This window comes from Sinorhizobium arboris LMG 14919 (genome assembly GCF_000427465.1).
GTDB classification, from domain to species: domain Bacteria; phylum Pseudomonadota; class Alphaproteobacteria; order Rhizobiales; family Rhizobiaceae; genus Sinorhizobium; species Sinorhizobium arboris.
In genome coordinates this window covers 1,327,940-1,346,015 of the sequence record NZ_ATYB01000008.1, presented here as the reverse complement: position 1 = coordinate 1,346,015, position 18,076 = coordinate 1,327,940, and the positions used below count along the sequence as shown (strand labels likewise).

Here is an 18,076-nt window from a genome sequence, read left to right as displayed (position 1 = left end):
TGATGGTGTAGCGCCTAGTTACAACAAATGCCGTACAGGCACAGGCGTAAATTCTCACAGTATCTGTTCAAAAACGAACAGAAAGGGAGATCAGCTCTCACTCAAACGATACGGCAGTGCGCCGCGCATGTCATGGTCGACAATCAGCTTGCGCTTGAGCGGCGGCACGGCGCGACTTGCGCATCTGGTGCGCTCGCAAATGCGGCAGGAAATGCCGATCGGATCGTAAGCGGCGCGATTGCCGAGATCCATGTCGTCCGCATAGACGAAGGCGTCGGCGTAGGAGATCTCACAGCCGAGCGCCAGCGCATAGCGCGGATGGGCGGCCCGGTAACCGCCGCCGCCCTTGGTGATCTGGGTCGCAAGACAGAGATAGCGCACGCCATCCGGAGTCTCGGCAAGCTGGCGAATGATCCGGCCAGGGGTCTCGAAGGCCTGGTGCACGTTCCAGAGCGGACAGGCCGCGCCGAAACGGGCGAATTGCAGCTTGGCGGCGCTGTGGCGCTTGGTGATGTTGCCGGCCCGGTCGATCCGCGCGAAGAAGATCGGGATGCCCTTCTGGCCTGGCCGCTGGAGCGTCGAAAGCCGATGGCAGACCTGTTCCAGAGAGGCGCCGAAACGGGCTGCGAGGAGCTCCATGTCATGGCGCAACTCGCGCGCGGCTTTCAGGAACGGCTGGTAGGGCAGGATCAGCGCGCCGGCGAAATAATTCTGCAGGCCGATTCGACAGATCTCATAGGCTTCCTCGGTCCGGAATCCGGCGCTTCCCGCCACCCGGTCGATCTCCTCGCGGGCGTGCAGCTGGGCGATCTGCAATGCAAGCTGGAAGTCGCGCGTGGCCGCCGGCGCATAAGGATTGAGCGTCAGTACACGGGCGCGCGGATCGAAACGGCGGATCGCCTCGTCGCCGGCCGCGCCGCGGACGACGCGCACCCCGTGGCGCGCTTCCAGATAGGCGGCGAGGGCCGCGTGGTTGTCGCCGTCGCCGAGGCCGAGACCGTCCGCAAGCGTCTCGGCAAGCATGTCGATCTCGTGAATGTAGTTGTCGACGAAGTGGAAGAAGTCGCGCACCTCTTCGTAAGGCGTCGTCTCCACGAAGGAAGCGCCGCGGCCGATCGTATCGTCTATGCTGGCGAGCTGTTCGCTGTTGCGCCGATAGGCTTGGTGACAGGAGATCAGCGCATGTGCGAGCCCCGGCGCGTTCTGCGCGACGAGCTTCAGCTCCTGCAGGCTCGGCGAGTATGTCTCGAACAGGGGATCGCTCAAGGCCTCCGACAACGCCGACAGAAGCCGGTCGCTTTCGCCGGAGGAAAGCTCGGCGATGTCGATCTGGAACTTCTCCGCGAGCGCCAGAAGCACCGCCGCAGAGACGGGCCGCTGGTTGTTCTCGATCTGGTTGAGGTAGCTCGTCGAAATGCCTATGCGCTCGGCGAACTGCCCCTGGGTCAGCCGCTTGCCATCCCTCAGATCCCTGACCTTGCGGCCGATATAAAGCTTGCCGATCGCCATGTTTGCAGCCCGTTTCGCAATTTTGCAATTTGCGCTTCGCAATTTTGTATGTTTCACCTTTGCACATGATCGACGGTTTTTCCATCCGGCCTTCGGCGCTATTGCGAAGGTCGGCAAGCCTCTGCACAATCAGCAAAAAACGGGAGGAGAGCGATGCGTGCGATACTTGAGCAGGTGGAAGCCCGACGGGCCGAGGCGCGGGCGGGCGGCGGCGAACGCCGCATCGCTGCGCAGCACGGCAAGGGCAAGCTGACGGCCCGCGAGCGCATCGACGTGCTTCTGGACGAGGGCTCCTTCGAAGAATACGACATGTACGTGACGCATCGCAGCGTCGATTTCGGCATGGCTGGCCAGAAGATCCCAGGCGACGGCGTCGTCACCGGCTGGGGCACGATCAACGGCCGCCAGGTCTATGTCTTCAGCCAGGACTTCACGGTCCTCGGCGGCTCGCTCTCCGAGACGCATGCCCAGAAGATCTGCAAGATCATGGACATGGCCGCGCGCAACGGTGCGCCGGTGATCGGCCTCAACGATTCCGGCGGCGCCCGCATCCAGGAGGGTGTCGCCTCGCTCGCCGGCTATGCCGAGGTCTTCCGCCGCAACGCAGAGGTTTCGGGCGTCATTCCCCAGATTTCGGTGATCATGGGCCCCTGCGCCGGCGGCGCCGTCTACTCGCCGGCGATGACCGACTTTATCTTCATGGTGCGCGACAGTTCCTACATGTTCGTGACCGGCCCGGATGTCGTCAAGACGGTCACCAATGAGATCGTGACCGCGGAAGAGCTCGGCGGCGCCCGCACGCATACGACGAAATCCTCCGTCGCCGACGGCGCCTACGAAAACGACATAGAGGCGCTCGAACATGTGCGCCTGCTCTTCGATTTCCTGCCGCTCAACAACCGCGAGAAGCCGCCGGTCCGGCCCTTCCATGACGATCCGGGACGCATAGAGATGCGCCTCGACAGCCTGATCCCGGACAGTGCCGTCAAGCCATACGACATGAAGGAACTGATCCTCGCCATTGCCGACGAAGCCGATTTCTTCGAACTGCAGGCGAGCTTCGCCCGCAACATCATCACCGGCTTCATCCGCATCGAGGGCCAGACCGTCGGCGTCGTCGCCAACCAGCCGATGGTTCTCGCCGGCTGCCTCGACATCGATTCCTCGCGCAAGGCGGCCCGCTTCGTCCGCTTCTGCGACGCCTTCTCGATCCCGATCCTGACGCTGGTCGACGTGCCGGGCTTCCTGCCGGGCACGAGCCAGGAATATGGCGGCGTCATCAAGCACGGTGCCAAGCTGCTCTTCGCCTATAGCCAGGCGACGGTTCCCATGGTGACGCTGATCACGCGCAAGGCCTATGGTGGCGCCTATGACGTCATGGCATCCAAACACATAGGAGCCGACGTGAACTATGCCTGGCCGACGGCCGAGATCGCCGTGATGGGCGCCAAGGGCGCGACCGAGATACTCTACCGTTCCGAACTCGGCGATCCCGAGAAGATCGCAGCCCGGACGAAAGAATATGAAGAGCGCTTCGCCAATCCCTTCGTCGCCGCCGAGAGAGGCTTCATCGACGAGGTGATCATGCCGCACTCCTCCCGACGCCGCATCGCCCGCGCCTTCGCCTCCTTGCGCAACAAGCAGGTCGAGACCCGCTGGCGCAAACACGACACCATCCCGCTTTGACGGGAGAACCCGATGGGACACATGTTCAAAAAGATCCTCATCGCCAATCGTGGTGAAATCGCCTGCCGCATCATCCGCACCGCGAAGACTCTCGGCATCCCGACCGTCGCGGTCTATTCGGATGCCGACCGCGACGCCATGCATGTGCGCATGGCGGACGGGGCCGTCCATATCGGCCCCTCCCCCTCCAGCCAGTCCTACATCGTCATCGAGAATATCCTCGAGGCGATCCGCAGGACCGGGGCGGATGCCGTGCATCCGGGCTACGGCTTCCTCTCCGAAAACGCCGCCTTCGCCGAGGCTTTGGAGAAGGAAGGCGTGACCTTCATCGGCCCGCCGGTCCGGGCGATCGAGGCGATGGGCGACAAGATCACTTCGAAGAAGCTCGCCGCCGAAGCGGGCGTCTCCACCGTTCCCGGCCACATGGGTCTGATCGAAGATGCGGACGAGGCCGCGCGCATCGCCGCTGAGATCGGCTTTCCGGTGATGATCAAGGCTTCCGCCGGCGGCGGCGGCAAGGGAATGCGGATCGCCTGGAACGAACGCGAGGCACGCGAGGGCTTCCAGTCGTCGAAGAACGAGGCGAAAAGCTCCTTCGGCGACGATCGCATCTTCATCGAAAAATTCGTCACCGAGCCCCGCCACATCGAAATCCAGGTGCTCGGCGACATGCATGGCAATGTCGTCTATCTCGGCGAGCGCGAATGCTCAATCCAGCGGCGGAACCAGAAGGTCATCGAAGAGGCGCCCTCGCCCTTCCTCGACGAGAAAACGCGCCGCGCCATGGGCGAGCAGGCGGTCGCGCTGGCAAAAGCCGTCGGTTATTATTCGGCCGGCACGGTCGAGTTCATCGTGGACGCCGGCCGCAACTTCTACTTCCTCGAAATGAACACGCGGCTGCAGGTCGAGCATCCGGTAACCGAACTCGTCACCGGACTCGATCTCGTCGAACAGATGATCCGCGCCGCGGCCGGAGAGAAGCTCGCTTTCGCCCAGAAAGACGTGAAGCTCGACGGCTGGGCCATCGAAAGCAGACTTTATGCGGAAGACCCCTACCGCAATTTCCTGCCCTCGATCGGCCGGCTTACGCGCTATCGCCCGCCGGAGGAAGGCGCGCAGGCGGACGGTACCGTCATCCGCAACGATACCGGCGTCTTCGAAGGCGGCGAGATCTCGATGTATTACGACCCGATGATCGCCAAGCTTTGTACCTGGGGACCGGACCGGCCGACGGCGGTCCGGGCGATGGCCGATGCGCTCGATGCATTCGAGGTAGAGGGCATCGGCCACAACCTGCCCTTCCTCGCAGCCGTCATGCAGCAGGAGCGTTTCCGTGAGGGACGGCTGACCACGGCCTACATTGCCGAGGAGTTTGCCGGCGGCTTTCACGGCGTGGCGCCGGATGAGGCATCCGCTCGGAGGCTCGCCGCCGTCGCGGTGACGGTCAACCAGACGCTGCAGGAGCGTGCCAGCCGGATTTCGGGCACCATCGGCAACCACCGCCGCGTCGTCGGCCATGCATGGGTGGCGAGCCTCGACGGGCACGAAATTCAGGTCACATGCGAAGCTTCCGCCGACGGTACCTATGTCCGCTTCGCCGACGGGACATCCGTGTCCGTCGCAACCGACTGGGCGCCCGGCCGCACCCGCAGCGCTTTCAACATCGACAATCAGCCCATGAGCGTGAAGGTCGAGCTTGCCGGCACCGGGATCCGGCTGCGCTGGCGCGGAATCGACGTCGTTGCACGGGTCAGAAGCCCGCGCATCGCCGAGCTCGCCCGGCTGATGCCGAAGAAGCTGCCGCCGGACACGTCGAAGATGCTGCTCTGCCCGATGCCGGGGGTGGTGACGTCGATCACGGTCACGGCCGGCGAAACGGTCGAGGCCGGACAGGCGATCGCCGTCGTCGAGGCGATGAAGATGGAAAACATTCTGAGAGCGGAAAAGCGTGCGGTCGTGAAGCGTGTGGCCATCGAAGCCGGCGCGAGCCTCGCGGTGGACGAGTTGATCATGGAGTTCGAGTGATGGTTCAGCGTTGAGGAGGCGCTGAGATGCCGCCGTGAGGAGCGGCAGCTTTGCCCCTCACCCTAGCCCTCTCCCCGCACGCGGGGAGAGGGGACTTAAGACTGCGCCGCGAGTCTCCTTCGCCCCGCTTGCGGGGAGAAGGTGCCGGCAGGCGGATGAGGGGCTTGCGGTTTCATCGGTACCGATGAGGGCCAAGCCCCGGCCAAAGCTATTCGGAGTGGAACCAATGAGCGAAAAAACCATCAAGGACTGGGAAGCCCTCGCCGAGAAGGAGCTGAAGGCCTCCCCCGAGAGCCTCGTCTGGCACACGCCCGAGGGCATCGACATCAAGCCGCTCTATACGAGCGACGACATCTCCGGCATCGGCCATCTGACCTCGCTCCCCGGATTCGAACCCTTCGTGCGCGGCCCCCGCGCCACCATGTATGCCGGCCGGCCCTGGACGATCCGGCAATATGCCGGTTTCTCGACGGCTGAGGCCTCCAACGCCTTCTACCGCAGGAACCTCGCTGCCGGTCAGCAGGGCGTCTCGGTCGCCTTCGACCTCGCCACACACCGCGGCTATGACAGCGACCACCCGCGTGTCGAGGGCGATGTCGGCAAGGCAGGGGTGGCGATCGACTCGGTGGAGGACATGAAGATCCTTTTCGACGGGATTCCGCTCGACAGGATCTCCGTTTCGATGACCATGAACGGCGCGGTGATCCCGATCCTCGCCTCCTTCATCGTCGCCGGCGAGGAACAGGGCGTGTCGCGCGACAAGCTGTCGGGAACCATCCAGAACGACATCCTCAAGGAGTTCATGGTCCGCAACACCTATATCTATCCGCCGGAACCCTCGATGCGGATCGTCGCCGACATCATCGAATACACGGCGAAGGAGATGCCGAGGTTCAATTCGATCTCGATCTCCGGCTATCACATGCAGGAGGCAGGCGCGACGCTCGTGCAGGAACTGGCCTTCACCCTTGCCGACGGGCGCGAATATGTGCGCGCAGCACTCGCCAAGGGGCTCAACGTCGACGATTTCGCCGGCCGGCTCTCCTTCTTCTTCGCGGTCGGCATGAACTTCTTCATGGAGGCGGCGAAGCTGCGCGCCGCGCGGCTCCTCTGGACGCGGATCATGAAGGAGTTCAAACCCGAGAAGGCGTCCTCCCTGATGCTGCGGACCCATTGCCAGACGTCCGGCGTCTCGCTCCAGGAACAGGACCCCTACAACAACATCATCCGCACCGCCTTCGAGGCGATGTCCGCCGTGCTCGGCGGCACGCAATCGCTTCACACCAATTCCTTCGACGAGGCGATGGCGCTTCCGACGGATTTCTCCGCCCGTATCGCTCGCAATACGCAGTTGATCTTGCAGCACGAGACCGGCGTGACGAAGGTCGCCGATCCGCTTGCCGGCTCCTACTACGTCGAAAGCCTGACGAACGAGCTCGCCGAAAAGGCCTGGGCCCTGATCGAGGAAGTGGAGGCGCTGGGGGGCATGACGAAGGCAGTCAATGCCGGCCTGCCGAAGCGGCTGATCGAGGAGGCCGCGACCCGGCGTCAGGCGGCCGTCGACCGCGCCGAGGAGGTTATCGTCGGCGTCAACAGGTACCGGCTCGATAACGAGCAACCGATCGACATTCTCCAGATCGACAACGCCGCGGTTCGGACGGCACAGGTCAAGCGCATCGAGGAGACCAGGCGGCGCCGGGACTCGCAGAAGATGAAGCAAGCGCTGGAAGCGCTGGCCGATGTGGCGCGCAGCGGCAAGGGAAATCTGCTCGCAGCCGCGGTCGAGGCTGCCCGGGCGCGCGCCACCGTCGGTGAAATCACCGACGCCATGCGCGAGGCTTTCGGCGATTACACCGCCATTCCGGAAGTCGTCACCGATATCTACGGCAAGGCTTACGAAGGCGATCCGGAACTCGGCGTACTCGCCGGGCGGCTCGCCGAAGTGACGAAGCGCTTCGGCCAGAAGCCGAAGATCATGGTGGCCAAGCTCGGCCAGGATGGGCACGACCGCGGCGCCAAGGTGATCGCATCCGCCTTCGGCGATATCGGCTTCGATGTCGTCGCAGGCCCCTTGTTCCAGACGCCGGAGGAAGCCGCCGATCTGGCGCTCGCCGAAGAGGTCACCGTTGTCGGCGTTTCATCGCTTGCCGCCGGCCACAGGACGCTGATGCCGCAACTCGCAGAGGCGCTGAAGAAGCGCGGCGGCGAGGACATCATCGTCGTCTGCGGCGGTGTCATCCCTCGGCAGGACTATGATTATCTGATGGAAAATGGCGTCACCGCGGTCTTCGGCCCCGGCACCCAAGTACTCGACGCCGCGCGCGCCGTACTGGATCTGATCGAAGGCAAGCGGCGAAACGTGTAGGTCCGCGGCGTCCGGCCGAGTTCAAGTCTCGATCCGGAGCTTCATCCGGTCGGCGGCAAAGCGCGTTCGCGAATATTCGACCGGGCGGCCTTCGAGATCGGCATTGACCGATTGCGTCTCCATGACGATCGCCCCCGGCGAGAGTTTCAGAAGCGAGAGTTCCTCTGCCTCCGCGTGCCGCGCGACGATCTCCGTCGAGACACGGACGTAGTCGTCGAGCCCATGCTCGGCAAAGGCCTTGGTGACCGAGCCGAGCCGCGCATATTCGTTCGCCATCCTCGCAAAACGCTCGGCGGGGTAATAGCTGACCGCCGTTGAAAGCGGCCGCCCGTCGCCGCTGCTGACGGTGCTGAGCTCAATGAGAGGGGTGCCCGGGGGGACGCCAAGCGCAGCGGCAATTTCGCCGCTTGCCGACACTTGGCGATGCCCCAGGAGCTCTGTTCCGATTTCCCTCACCTGGCGGCCGAGACCTTGCGAGAAGCGAGTGCGCCGCGAGATCGGATAGCTCACACGATCCTTGCGCTCGATCATCGTGCCGCGCCCCTGCACCGCGCGCACCAGTCCTTCCTCCGCGAGTGCGGCCAGCGCGCTGCGGACCGTATGGCGATTGACGCCGAATTCCGATGCAAGGGCCGTCTCCGGCGGCACCATGCCGGTCGCGTCATAGTCGCCGTTGCTGATCGCGAGCCGTATCCTGTCGGCAATCTGCCGCCATAGCGCCACGCCCATCTGCCGTTCGACGACCTTCGCCACCATCTTCTTCGCCCCGCTTCTTCGCCGCCAGTTTCCTAGCAAATGTCACAGGCCTGTCATTTGCGAAGGTTATGGAAAGTTATAAGATGTATAGTTGTCTAGATCAATAGACATTTTGGAGTGAGATGATGAACGCAGCGAAGACAAGTGACGATCAAGGCGTCGCTCAGCGCCGGGAAGGCATGCGGCTTCTGGCGCGCGCGACGCTCGGCGAACTTTCCGCGGCCTGGGACGCGATCGACGACAAGCCGGAGGTCGCGCCGGTGCGCGGTCCTGAAACCGGGCTCGTCATGGTGCGCGGCAAGATCGGCGGCGGCGGTGATCCTTTCAATCTGGGCGAGGCCACCGTTTCACGCGCCACCGTGCGGCTTTCGACCGGCGAGATCGGCCATGGGCAGCTGCTCGGCACCGACAAGGCACGCGCCCGCTTTGCAGCGATCTTCGACGCGCTCTTTCAGAGCGCAGCGCATCGCGCAAGCGTCGAGGCGCTGCACGAGCAGGTAGCCGCTCGCCTCGATGCGGAAGACCGTCGCAAGGCCGAGGAAACGGCCGCGACCCGCGTCGACTTCTTCACCATGGTCCGCGGAGAGGATTGATGACCGCCCAATCGCAAATCTATAGCGGCGCATTCGCCGATCCCGTCTTCGAGGCGCAGTCCGTGTTCCGCAGCCTGATGGACTGCTTCGCCCGCCCGGGCACCATCGGCCGGCTTTCCACTGCTGCAGCCCCGCCGGCGCCGCTCGGAGAGGCAAGCGGAGCTGTCGCGCTCACGCTCTGCGACCATGACACGCCGGTCTGGCTATCGCCGGCGCTCTCCAGATCCTCGGCGCCGAAGTGGATCGCCTTTCACACCGGCGCCGGCGTCACCGAAACGAAGGACGAGGCCCGCTTTGCCTTCTTCGAGAAAGGCGCGGCCGTGCCGGGCTTCGACCAGTTCGCTCTCGGCACGCAGGAATATCCCGACCGTTCCACCACGCTCGTGGTCGAGGTGGAAGCGCTCGAAGGCGGGCAGCCGCTCATCGGCAGGGGACCGGGAATCAAGAACGGGATCGTCATCGCTCCGAAGGGCCTGCCCGACGTGTTCCTCGACCTCTGGGCGGCCAACCGGGCGATCTTTCCGCGCGGCATCGATCTCGTCCTTACGGCGCGCCAGGCAGCGCTTTGCCTGCCGCGCACCACCAGACTCGAGCGGGAGTAAGCGCATGTATGTAGCCGTCAAGGGCGGAGAAGCCGCCATTGCCAATGCTCACCGGCTGCTGGCCGACCGCCGGCGCGGCGACCGGGCGCTGCCCGCGATCACCATAGAACAGGTCGTCGAGCAGCTCGGGCTCGCCGTCGACCGCGTGATGGCCGAGGCCTCGCTTTACGACCGTGCGCTTGCGGCGCTTGCCGTGCGCCAGGCGCGCGGAGACATGATCGAGGCGATCTTCATCCTGCGCGCCTACCGCACCACTCTGCCGCGCTTCGGCTATTGCGAACCGGTCGACACCGCAAGGATGAAGGTCGAACGGCGCGTCTCGGCGACCTACAAGGATCTGCCAGGGGGCCAGCTTCTTGGCCCGACCTTCGACTATACGCACCGACTTCTCGACCCATCGCTGATCGGCGAGGAGCCTGTCGATGAGCCGGCGCTCAAGGAGCCGGGCGAACACGTCATGCGCGTCTCCGACATTCTCGACGGCGAGGGCCTGATCGAGGGCGACGGCCGGATGCCGGAAGGCCATGTGGCGGGCGATCTCACGCGCGAGCCGATGGAATTTCCGATGGCGCGCGACCTCCGCCTGCAGGCGCTCGCGCGCGGCGACGAAGGGTTTCTCCTGGCGCTCGCCTATTCCACACAGCGCGGCTATGGCCGCACCCATCCCTTCGTCGGCGAGGTCAGGATCGGCGAGGTCGAGGTCGAACTGGACCTGCCGGAACTGGGCTTTGCCGTCTCGCTCGGCAGAATCCGCGTGACCGAATGCCAGATGGTCAACCAGTTTAAGGGCTCGGCCCAGCAACCGCCGCAGTTCACCCGCGGCTACGGGCTCGTCTTCGGCCAAAGCGAGCGCAAGGCCATGTCGATGTCGCTGGTAGACCGGGCGCTCCGGACCGACGAATTCGACGAGGATATCGTTGCTCCCGCCCAGGATCAGGAGTTCGTCATCTCGCATGCGGACAATGTCCAGGCTACCGGCTTCGTCGAGCACCTGAAGCTGCCGCATTACGTCGACTTCCAGGCAGAGCTCGACCTGGTCAGGCGCATGCGCCGCGAATACGAAGCCGCCCAGGCCGGCGGCAAGGACGGCATGAAGGAGGCCGCCGAATGAACGACCTCGCAACTTACAACTTCGCCTATCTGGACGAGCAGACGAAGCGGATGATCCGCCGGGCGATCCTGAAGGCGATCGCCATCCCAGGCTATCAGGTGCCCTTCGCCTCCCGCGAGATGCCCATGCCCTATGGCTGGGGCACGGGCGGCGTACAGGTGACCGCCTCCATCCTCGGACCCCACGACGTGCTCAAGGTCATCGACCAGGGCGCCGACGACACGACGAACGCCGTTTCGATCCGCGCCTTCTTCCAGAAGGTCGCCGACGTCGCCGTCACCACAAGGACGACGGAGGCGACGATCATTCAGACGCGCCATCGCATTCCAGAGGAGCAATTAAGAGAGGGGCAGACGCTCGTCTATCAGGTACCGATCCCGGAACCTCTTCGCTTCCTCGAACCGCGCGAAACCGAGACGCGCAAGATGCATGCGCTGGAAGAATACGGGCTCATGCATGTGAAGCTCTACGAGGACATCGCCCGGAACGGCCATATCGCCACCACTTACGCCTACCCCGTGAAGGTCGAAGGCCGCTACGTCATGGACCCTTCGCCGACGCCCAAATTCGACAATCCGAAAATGCATATGTCGGGAGCCCTCCAGCTCTTCGGCGCCGGCCGGGAGAAGCGCATCTATGCGGTGCCACCCTATACGGAGGTCGTCAGCCTCGATTTCGAGGATCACCCCTTCGAGGTCCAGAAATTCGACAAGCCCTGCGCCCTTTGCGGCGCCGAGAACGTCTATCTCGACGAGGTGGTGCTCGACGACAAGGGCGGGCGCATGTTCGTCTGCTCCGACACCGACCATTGCGAAGATCGCCGGGCGCACGGCCATGCCGGTGCCATGCTGGCCCCCGCCGCGAAAGAAAGCCAGGAGGCTGCAGAATGAGCGCCGTGCCGCTTCTGAAAGTCAGTGACGTTTCGAAATTCTATGGAAGCCGCATCGGCTGCCGTAACGTCTCCTTCGACCTTTATCCGGGCGAGGTGCTCGCCATCGTCGGGGAATCCGGATCGGGCAAGACCACACTGCTTTCCTGCCTTTCGACCCGGCTGATGCCGACATCCGGCATCGTGGAGTACCATATGCGCGACGGCCAGTATCGGGACCTCGCGCGCATGAGCGAGGCCGAGCGGCGCTTCCTGATGCGCACCGACTGGGGCTTCGTGCATCAGAACCCGGCTGACGGGCTGAGGATGACGGTTTCGGCCGGCGCCAATGTCGGCGAGCGCTTGATGGCCGTCGGCGACCGGCACTACGGCAATATCCGCGCGGCGGCAGGCGACTGGCTGAGGCGTGTGGAAATCGAAGAGGGCCGGATCGACGATCAGCCGCGCGCCTTCTCCGGCGGCATGCGCCAGCGCCTGCAGATCGCCCGCAATCTGGTCACCTCACCCCGCCTCGTCTTCATGGACGAGCCGACCGGCGGCCTCGACGTCTCGGTGCAGGCACGCCTGCTCGATCTGGTTCGCGGCCTCGTCCACGACCTCGGCCTTGCGGCGGTCATCGTCACCCACGACCTCGCCGTGGCACGCCTCCTTTCGCACCGGATGATGGTGATGAAGGACGGCGCCGTCATCGAGCAGGGTCTGACCGACCGGGTGCTCGACGATCCGCGCGAGCCCTACACGCAGCTCCTCGTTTCCTCGATTCTTCAGGTGTGACGCATTGACAATGCGCAACGGAAAGTAAAAGCCATGCCAACTCCCCTCGTTGTTTCGGAAGTCGCGAAAAGCTTCACCATGCACCTTCGCGACGGCGTGCGCCTGCCGGTGGTCGCTGACGTCTCCTTCTCGGTGAAGGCCGGCGAATGCGTCGTGCTCGGCGGCCCCTCCGGCGTCGGCAAGAGCTCGATCCTCAAGATGCTTTACGGAAATTACGGCGTCGACGAAGGCCAGATCCTGGTGGAACATGACGGCCGCCTGGTGAACCTCGCGACCGCCGAGCCACGCACCGTGCTCGAGGTGCGCCGCACGACGCTCGGCTATGTCAGCCAGTTCCTGCGTGTCGTACCGCGCGTCTCCGCCCTCGACATCGTCGCCGAGCCCTTGCAGGCGCGCGGCGTGGCAGCGGCGGACGCGCGGGAGCGTGCGGCCGAACTGCTTTCGACGCTCAACCTACCGAGGGAACTCTGGGCTCTGCCGCCGGCCACCTTCTCTGGCGGCGAGCAACAGCGGGTCAATATCGCCCGCGGCTTCATCACCGACCACAAGATCCTTCTCCTCGACGAACCGACGGCCTCGCTCGATGCGAAGAACCGCGCCGTGGTGGTGGAAATGATCGCCGGGAAGAAGGCGGCCGGCACGGCACTGATCGGCATTTTTCATGACGAGGAGGTACGCGAGGCGGTCGCCGATCGCATCATCGACGTCTCGGAATTCTCGCCGAGGAAGTACGCCGCATGAGCCAGAAACTCGGCCTCGAACCCACCATCCATCCGACTGCGAGCGTCGTGAACTCGACCCTCGGCCGCTACACCGAAGTCCAGGAACGCTCGCGCCTCGACGAGGTGGAGTTCGGCGACTATTCCTACATCATGCAGGACGGGTCGATCTGGTGCGCGTCGATCGGCAAATTCGTCAACATCGCCGCAGCCGTGCGCATCAATGCCACCAACCATCCGACCTGGCGGGCGACGCTGCATCACTTCACCTATCGCGCGCCGATGTATTGGGACGATGCGGAGCCCGACCACGATCTCTTCGCCTGGCGCCGGCAGAACCGCGTTACAATCGGCCACGACGTCTGGATCGGCCATGGCGCGACGATTCTGCCCGGCGTGAGTGTCGGCAACGGAGCCGTGATCGGTGCCGGTGCCGTCGTCTCCAAGGATGTCGCATCCTACACGATCGTCGGCGGCGTGCCTGCAAAGCTCATCCGCGAGCGCTTCACGGCCCGGGTCGGCGAAGCCATGGACCGGCTCGCCTGGTGGGATTGGGACCACGCCAAGCTGCGCCGCACGCTCGATGATTTCCGGGAGTTGACGGCGGAAGAGTTTCTGGTGCGGTATAGTTAGGCGCCGCGCGTATGACGCCCCTCATCCCGCTGCCGCGACCTTCTCCCCGTTTCGGCGCGGAGAAGGGACAAGCCGCAGATCCTTAAGTCCACTCTCCCCGCAGACGGGGAGAGGGGCAAATCCGCCGCCGCAAGCGTATCAAGCCGCCGCAGCTTCCCTCAAAAACGTACCCGCCACCCGGGCCACCAGCGCGAGCGAAACCGCACCCGCATCCGGGTGGCCGATGCTCTTTTCGGCCAGTGGCCGCGCGCGGCCGAGTTTCGGGGTCAGCGCGGAGGTCGCATCGGCGGCCTCCTGTGCGGCCTTGGCCGCCGCGTTCCAGGCTTCCGCAAGCGGCCTGCCGGCGGCAGATTGCCTTTCCAGCGTCTCCACGAAGGGCACCAGCGCATCGACCAGCGTCTTGTCGCCAACGCGCGCGCGGCCGAGGCGCGTGACGCCGTCGAGTGCAAGGCGGGCACCGTTTACGATCGCCGCATCGCTCACCTTCTCGTCGTCGCTGAAGGCATTGCTCCAGGAGCGCAGAGCCAGGCCCCAGATAGCGCCCGACGTGCCGCCGGCGCGGTCCGCCCAGGCGTCGCCGGCGGCGGCAAGCACGCTTGCAGCCCCTGCCCCTGCCGCGACCGCAGTCTGTGCTGCGTCGAATGCGGCGGCCGAGCCGCGGCTCATGCCCTGGCCGTGATCGCCGTCGCCGGCAAAGGCGTCGATGCGGCCGAGTTCCTCTTCCGCCTCCTTGAGGGCCTCGGCAATCCCGCCGATCAGCCGCGCGATGCATTTACCGCTTTCCTGCGAAGCTTCCGATGCGGGACCGAAAGACTGCGGACCGTCGGCGTCGGCGATCTCGTCGGTCGCCGGTTCGGCGGCGATGATGACGCCCTTGCGCAGAACCGGTGCATCCGACGGCGCGCGCCAGAGCGCCTCCAGCTCTTCATCAAGCCAGAGAAGGGTAAGCGAGCAGCCCTGCATGTCGAGGCTGGTGACGAATTCGCCGCATTCGGGGTCGACGACCTCAAGGCCCGCCTCGGCCAGTTGCTTTGCGACCGCCGTCCACAACACGAAAAGTTCTTCGTACTTGGTCGAGCCGAGGCCGTTCAGCACGGCCGCCACCTTCCTGGCGCCGGTGGGGCGCTCGGCAAGGAGCTTGCCGGTCAGGAGCTTTGCGAGGTCGGTCGCCGTCGCAACCGTCTCTTCGCTGACGCCCGGTTCCCCATGAATGCCGAGGCCGAGTGCCATCTGGCCCTTCGGCACAGTGAAGAGCGGACCGGCGGCGCCCGGAAGTGTGCAGCCGCCGAAGGCGACACCGAAGGAAACGGTGCGATCATTGGCGTGACGCGCGAGCCGCTCGACCTCGTCGAGCGATTCGCCGGCTTCCGCCGCCGCGCCGGCGATCTTGAAGACGACGAGGTCGCCCGCAATCCCGCGGCGCTTGGCCGACATCTCCGCAGGCGCACTCGCCACGTCGTCGGTCACCGGCAGGATGCGCACGTCGATGCCTTCGGATCGAAGCCGTTCGGCCGCAACCCCGAAATTCAGGACATCGCCCGCATAATTGCCGAAGCCGAGAAGCACGCCGCCGCCCTGATCGGCATGGCGGCAGACGCGGGCTACCGCGGCCGTCGAGGGCGAGGCAAAGACATCGCCGGCGACCGCGGCGTCGGCGAGCCCCGGGCCGACATAGCCGGCAAAGGCTGGATAATGCCCCGAGCCGCCGCCGACGACGACGGCGACCTTGCCCTTCGGCACCTTGGTCGAGCGCACGACGCCGCCTTTCACCAGGCGGACGTTGCGCTGATAGATCGCTGCGAAACCGGCAAGTGCGGTCGTGGCGAAATCTTCCGGAGCGTCAAAGATCGTGGTCATCGCTTCAATGTCCCCTTCAATGTCCTTCTTGGCGAGGCAGGATACGCCTCAGATAGTCGCGGTTGGCGGCGCTGACGGAAAGGCCGTCGCCGCCGTAGTGCTCGCAGAGGAAGGGACTGTCGTAGCCATGCGCCAGCGCCATGCGAATTGCCGCCCGATAATTGATGAGGCCGAATTCGAGCGGGGCCGGATGGGTGACGATGATGCCCGATGCCGGATCTTCCGTGCGGTTGTAGTTCTTCACGTGCCAGTATTTGGCAAAAGGCGCAACCTTCGCCATCATTTCGTGCCAATGTTCCACGGGCCGGTGCAGGCGGATGAGATTGCCGAGATCGGCATTGATGCCGACATTGGCGAGGCCGACCTCCTTAACGAAGCGCACGGAACTGTCGGCCGTGCCCAGATAGGTGTCCTCATACATCTCCAGCGAAACTTCGATGCCGAGTTCCTCCGCATGGCGGCCGAGTTCGCGAACACGGGAAACCGCCATCTGCCAGGTTTCCGCGTCGTCCGGATTTCTCAAGCCGTCGACGGTCCAGAACCAGAGTACCTTCTTCTGCGCCTCCGTCAGCGGGCCGAAGAAGCCGAAGGACACGGAACCTGCGCCGACAGCGGCGGCCGCCTCGATGACCCGGTGCCCGTAGGCGAGATATTCCTCGCCATGTTCCGGATCGATGAGGCTGCGCCGTGAGGTGGAGATCGCCGGTATGGTGAGGCCGAGAGACCGGGTCAGACCCACGAATTCGTCAAGCCTCTCCGCCGAAAGGTCCGCGAGCCGTATCCAGCTGTCGGTCGGATCCAGTTCGGTGAAGCCGGCATCGACCACGTCGGCGAGCGTTGCCGCCCACTCCTCGACCGGCTGGTCCTGCACCGAGCGGCCGTCCGGCAAAAGGTTGGGGTACTGGATCATCGCGGCCGCAATCGGCCAGTTGTCACGGTTCCATTTGCGTGGCGCCATGTCGGACTCCTCGGGATTGAATTGGAGCTAGGATATGGGACGAGCGGCGGGTCAGGCCGCCGCGTTGCCGCCGCCGCTCGAAGCGGCAACCTTGTTCTTGCGCTTGCGCAACGTGCCGATCAGCCAGAAGAACAGCGGCGAAAGAAGAAGCGCAAGGGCAACAGCCATCAGGGCGGAGACAAGACCGTTCGACCAGAAGATATTGAGGCTGCCGCCCGACATCAGCATCGACTGGCGGAAGGCGTCTTCCGCCTTGTCGCCGAGCACCATGGCGAGAACCAGCGGCGCCAGCGGATAGTCGAGCTTCTTGAAGACATAGCCGAGGAGACCGAAGCCGATCACCATGAAGATGTCCGAGACGGAGTTCGCGACCTGGTAAGCCCCTGAAAAAATGACCGCTACGATGATCGGTCCGATGATAGAGAACGGCACGCGCAGGATCGAGGCGTAAAGCGGCACCGTCGCGATCACGAGGAAGACGGCGACGACATTGCCGAGATACATGGAGGCGATCAGGCCCCAGACGAAATCCGGGCGATCGGTGAAGAGCATCGGGCCGGGCGTCAGGCCCCAGATCATCAACCCGCCCATCATCACCGCGGCGGTGGCGGAACCCGGGACGCCGAGCGCCAGCATCGGCAGCAGGGCCGATGTGCCGGCGGAATGGTCGGCCGTCTCGGGCGCGACGATGCCGCGCGGCTCGCCCCTGCCGAACATCGACTTGTCGCGCGCCGAGCGCCGGGCGACGCCATAGCTCATGAAGGAGGCGGCGGTCGGGCCGGCCGGCGTGATCCCCATCCAGATGCCGATGATCGTCGAGCGGGCGATCGTCAGCCAGTAGCGCGGGATCTCGATCAGTGTCCTGCCGATCTCGGCAAGCCGCACCCGCGCCTTGATGCCTTCGAAGCGGAGCCCCTCTTCCGTCGTCAGCAGGAGTTCACCGATGCCGAAAAGCCCCATGACGGCGATGAGGAAGCTCACGCCCTTGATCAGTTCGGGAATGTCGAAGGTGAGCCTCAGACTGCCCGAGATCGTATCCATGCCGATGGAGGCGAGCGCGAAGCCGAGCATCATCGAGACGAGCGTCTTGAAGGGCGACTGAGCGCCCATGGAGATGAAGCTCGCAAAGGCGAGGAAATAGACGGCGAAATATTCGGGCGAGGAGAATTTGAGCGCAAAGTTCGCCACCCAGCCCGAAAGCAGGGTGATCATGACGACGCCGGCAAGCGCGCCGAGCCCGGCCGAAACGAAGGCGAGCGTCAGCGCCCGGCTCGCATGACCGGCTTTGGCCATGGGATAGCCGTCGAATGTGGTGGCGACCGAGGAGGGCTCGCCCGGAATATTGAAGAGGATCGACGTCGTGGAGCCGCCGAAAAGCGCGCCCCAATACATGCAGGACAAGAGGATGATCGCCGAGATCGGGTCCATAGAGAAGGTGAGCGGCAGGAGCAGCGACACGCCGTTCGGCGCACCGAGACCCGGCAGCACGCCGACGAGGATGCCGAGCGTCACGCCGACCATCATCAGCAGGAGGTGGTTCCAGCTGAGGATGTGGCCGAAGCCATCGATCAGAAGACCGATATTTTCCATGTCATTCCT

At 64.6% G+C, this 18,076-nt stretch carries 15 protein-coding genes; 10 read left to right on the top strand and 5 right to left on the bottom strand.

What is annotated here, in order from left to right; translation table 11 throughout:
• Positions 1–90 precede the first annotated feature (90 nt).
• The gene (locus SINAR_RS0106860) at positions 91–1,509 is read right to left on the bottom strand and encodes a helix-turn-helix domain-containing protein (RefSeq protein ID WP_027998405.1); all 1,419 of its coding nucleotides are present in this window, start codon (positions 1,507–1,509) and stop codon (positions 91–93) included.
• Between the two features lie 153 nt (positions 1,510–1,662).
• Between SINAR_RS0106860 and SINAR_RS0106855 the strand changes: the two genes are divergently transcribed.
• From SINAR_RS0106855 to scpA, 3 genes are all read left to right on the top strand, one after another.
• The gene (locus tag SINAR_RS0106855; protein WP_027998404.1) at positions 1,663–3,195 is read left to right on the top strand and encodes an acyl-CoA carboxylase subunit beta; all 1,533 of its coding nucleotides are present in this window, start codon (positions 1,663–1,665) and stop codon (positions 3,193–3,195) included.
• 12 nt (positions 3,196–3,207) lie between these two features.
• Positions 3,208–5,220: an acetyl-CoA carboxylase biotin carboxylase subunit gene (locus SINAR_RS0106850; protein WP_027998403.1), complete on the top strand. Its 2,013-nt coding sequence runs from the start codon at positions 3,208–3,210 to the stop codon at positions 5,218–5,220.
• Between the two features lie 226 nt (positions 5,221–5,446).
• On the top strand, positions 5,447–7,585 hold the full coding sequence (gene scpA, locus SINAR_RS0106845) for a methylmalonyl-CoA mutase (protein ID WP_027998402.1): 2,139 nt from the start codon (positions 5,447–5,449) through the stop codon (positions 7,583–7,585).
• Between the two features lie 21 nt (positions 7,586–7,606).
• On the opposite strand, the gene phnF is transcribed toward scpA, so the two are convergent.
• Positions 7,607–8,341, bottom strand: a complete 735-nt coding sequence (gene phnF / locus SINAR_RS0106840; protein ID WP_027998401.1) for a phosphonate metabolism transcriptional regulator PhnF — start codon at positions 8,339–8,341, stop codon at positions 7,607–7,609.
• Positions 8,342–8,466: 125 nt separating this feature from the next.
• On the opposite strand from phnF, the gene phnG reads away from it, so the two are divergent.
• The 7 genes from phnG to SINAR_RS0106805 are packed head-to-tail and all read left to right on the top strand — an operon-like array spanning position 8,467 to position 13,662.
• A complete protein-coding gene (gene phnG / locus SINAR_RS0106835; RefSeq protein WP_027998400.1) occupies positions 8,467–8,934 on the top strand; it encodes a phosphonate C-P lyase system protein PhnG in 468 nt (155 codons plus the stop codon).
• Positions 8,934–9,536 carry a phosphonate C-P lyase system protein PhnH gene (gene phnH / locus SINAR_RS0106830; RefSeq protein ID WP_027998399.1) on the top strand — a complete coding sequence of 201 codons (603 nt, stop codon included), beginning with the start codon at positions 8,934–8,936 and terminating at the stop codon, positions 9,534–9,536. The genes phnG and phnH overlap by 1 nt, the downstream gene beginning before the upstream one ends.
• A gap of 4 nt (positions 9,537–9,540) precedes the next feature.
• Positions 9,541–10,647 carry a carbon-phosphorus lyase complex subunit gene (locus SINAR_RS0106825; protein WP_027998398.1) on the top strand — a complete coding sequence of 369 codons (1,107 nt, stop codon included), beginning with the start codon at positions 9,541–9,543 and terminating at the stop codon, positions 10,645–10,647.
• A complete protein-coding gene (locus SINAR_RS0106820) occupies positions 10,644–11,537 on the top strand; it encodes an alpha-D-ribose 1-methylphosphonate 5-phosphate C-P-lyase PhnJ (RefSeq protein ID WP_027998397.1) in 894 nt (297 codons plus the stop codon). Before SINAR_RS0106825 ends, SINAR_RS0106820 begins: the two co-directional genes overlap by 4 nt.
• Positions 11,534–12,310 carry a phosphonate C-P lyase system protein PhnK gene (gene phnK / locus SINAR_RS0106815; protein ID WP_027998396.1) on the top strand — a complete coding sequence of 259 codons (777 nt, stop codon included), beginning with the start codon at positions 11,534–11,536 and terminating at the stop codon, positions 12,308–12,310. The genes SINAR_RS0106820 and phnK overlap by 4 nt, the downstream gene beginning before the upstream one ends.
• A 33-nt stretch (positions 12,311–12,343) precedes the next feature.
• A complete protein-coding gene (gene phnL / locus SINAR_RS0106810) occupies positions 12,344–13,051 on the top strand; it encodes a phosphonate C-P lyase system protein PhnL (protein WP_027998395.1) in 708 nt (235 codons plus the stop codon).
• Entirely contained in the window at positions 13,048–13,662 is a 615-nt protein-coding gene (locus SINAR_RS0106805) for a DapH/DapD/GlmU-related protein (RefSeq protein WP_027998394.1), read from the top strand. Before phnL ends, SINAR_RS0106805 begins: the two co-directional genes overlap by 4 nt.
• A 138-nt stretch (positions 13,663–13,800) precedes the next feature.
• On the opposite strand, the gene SINAR_RS0106800 is transcribed toward SINAR_RS0106805, so the two are convergent.
• From SINAR_RS0106800 to SINAR_RS0106790, 3 genes are read right to left on the bottom strand one after another with little or no spacing between them, the layout of a single operon-like run.
• On the bottom strand, positions 13,801–15,519 hold the full coding sequence (locus SINAR_RS0106800) for a dihydroxyacetone kinase family protein (RefSeq protein WP_027998393.1): 1,719 nt from the start codon (positions 15,517–15,519) through the stop codon (positions 13,801–13,803).
• A 16-nt stretch (positions 15,520–15,535) separates the two neighbouring features.
• On the bottom strand, positions 15,536–16,477 hold the full coding sequence (locus SINAR_RS0106795; protein ID WP_027998392.1) for a sugar phosphate isomerase/epimerase family protein: 942 nt from the start codon (positions 16,475–16,477) through the stop codon (positions 15,536–15,538).
• A gap of 51 nt (positions 16,478–16,528) precedes the next feature.
• Positions 16,529–18,067, bottom strand: a complete 1,539-nt coding sequence (locus tag SINAR_RS0106790; RefSeq protein ID WP_027998391.1) for a tripartite tricarboxylate transporter permease — start codon at positions 18,065–18,067, stop codon at positions 16,529–16,531.
• Positions 18,068–18,076 lie beyond the last annotated feature (9 nt).

Coding starts and splice junctions, on each gene's coding strand:
- SINAR_RS0106805 (WP_027998394.1), top strand. CDS start 13,048: ATGAGCCAGAAACTCGGCCTCGAACCCACCATCCATCCGACTGCGAGC.
- SINAR_RS0106850 (WP_027998403.1), top strand. CDS start 3,208: ATGGGACACATGTTCAAAAAGATCCTCATCGCCAATCGTGGTGAAATC.
- scpA (WP_027998402.1), top strand. CDS start 5,447: ATGAGCGAAAAAACCATCAAGGACTGGGAAGCCCTCGCCGAGAAGGAG.
- SINAR_RS0106790 (WP_027998391.1), bottom strand. CDS start 18,067: ATGGAAAATATCGGTCTTCTGATCGATGGCTTCGGCCACATCCTCAGC.
- SINAR_RS0106825 (WP_027998398.1), top strand. CDS start 9,541: ATGTATGTAGCCGTCAAGGGCGGAGAAGCCGCCATTGCCAATGCTCAC.
- SINAR_RS0106795 (WP_027998392.1), bottom strand. CDS start 16,477: ATGGCGCCACGCAAATGGAACCGTGACAACTGGCCGATTGCGGCCGCG.
- phnH (WP_027998399.1), top strand. CDS start 8,934: ATGACCGCCCAATCGCAAATCTATAGCGGCGCATTCGCCGATCCCGTC.
- phnL (WP_027998395.1), top strand. CDS start 12,344: ATGCCAACTCCCCTCGTTGTTTCGGAAGTCGCGAAAAGCTTCACCATG.
- SINAR_RS0106820 (WP_027998397.1), top strand. CDS start 10,644: ATGAACGACCTCGCAACTTACAACTTCGCCTATCTGGACGAGCAGACG.
- SINAR_RS0106860 (WP_027998405.1), bottom strand. CDS start 1,509: ATGGCGATCGGCAAGCTTTATATCGGCCGCAAGGTCAGGGATCTGAGG.
- phnG (WP_027998400.1), top strand. CDS start 8,467: ATGAACGCAGCGAAGACAAGTGACGATCAAGGCGTCGCTCAGCGCCGG.
- phnK (WP_027998396.1), top strand. CDS start 11,534: ATGAGCGCCGTGCCGCTTCTGAAAGTCAGTGACGTTTCGAAATTCTAT.
- SINAR_RS0106855 (WP_027998404.1), top strand. CDS start 1,663: ATGCGTGCGATACTTGAGCAGGTGGAAGCCCGACGGGCCGAGGCGCGG.
- phnF (WP_027998401.1), bottom strand. CDS start 8,341: ATGGTGGCGAAGGTCGTCGAACGGCAGATGGGCGTGGCGCTATGGCGG.
- SINAR_RS0106800 (WP_027998393.1), bottom strand. CDS start 15,519: ATGACCACGATCTTTGACGCTCCGGAAGATTTCGCCACGACCGCACTT.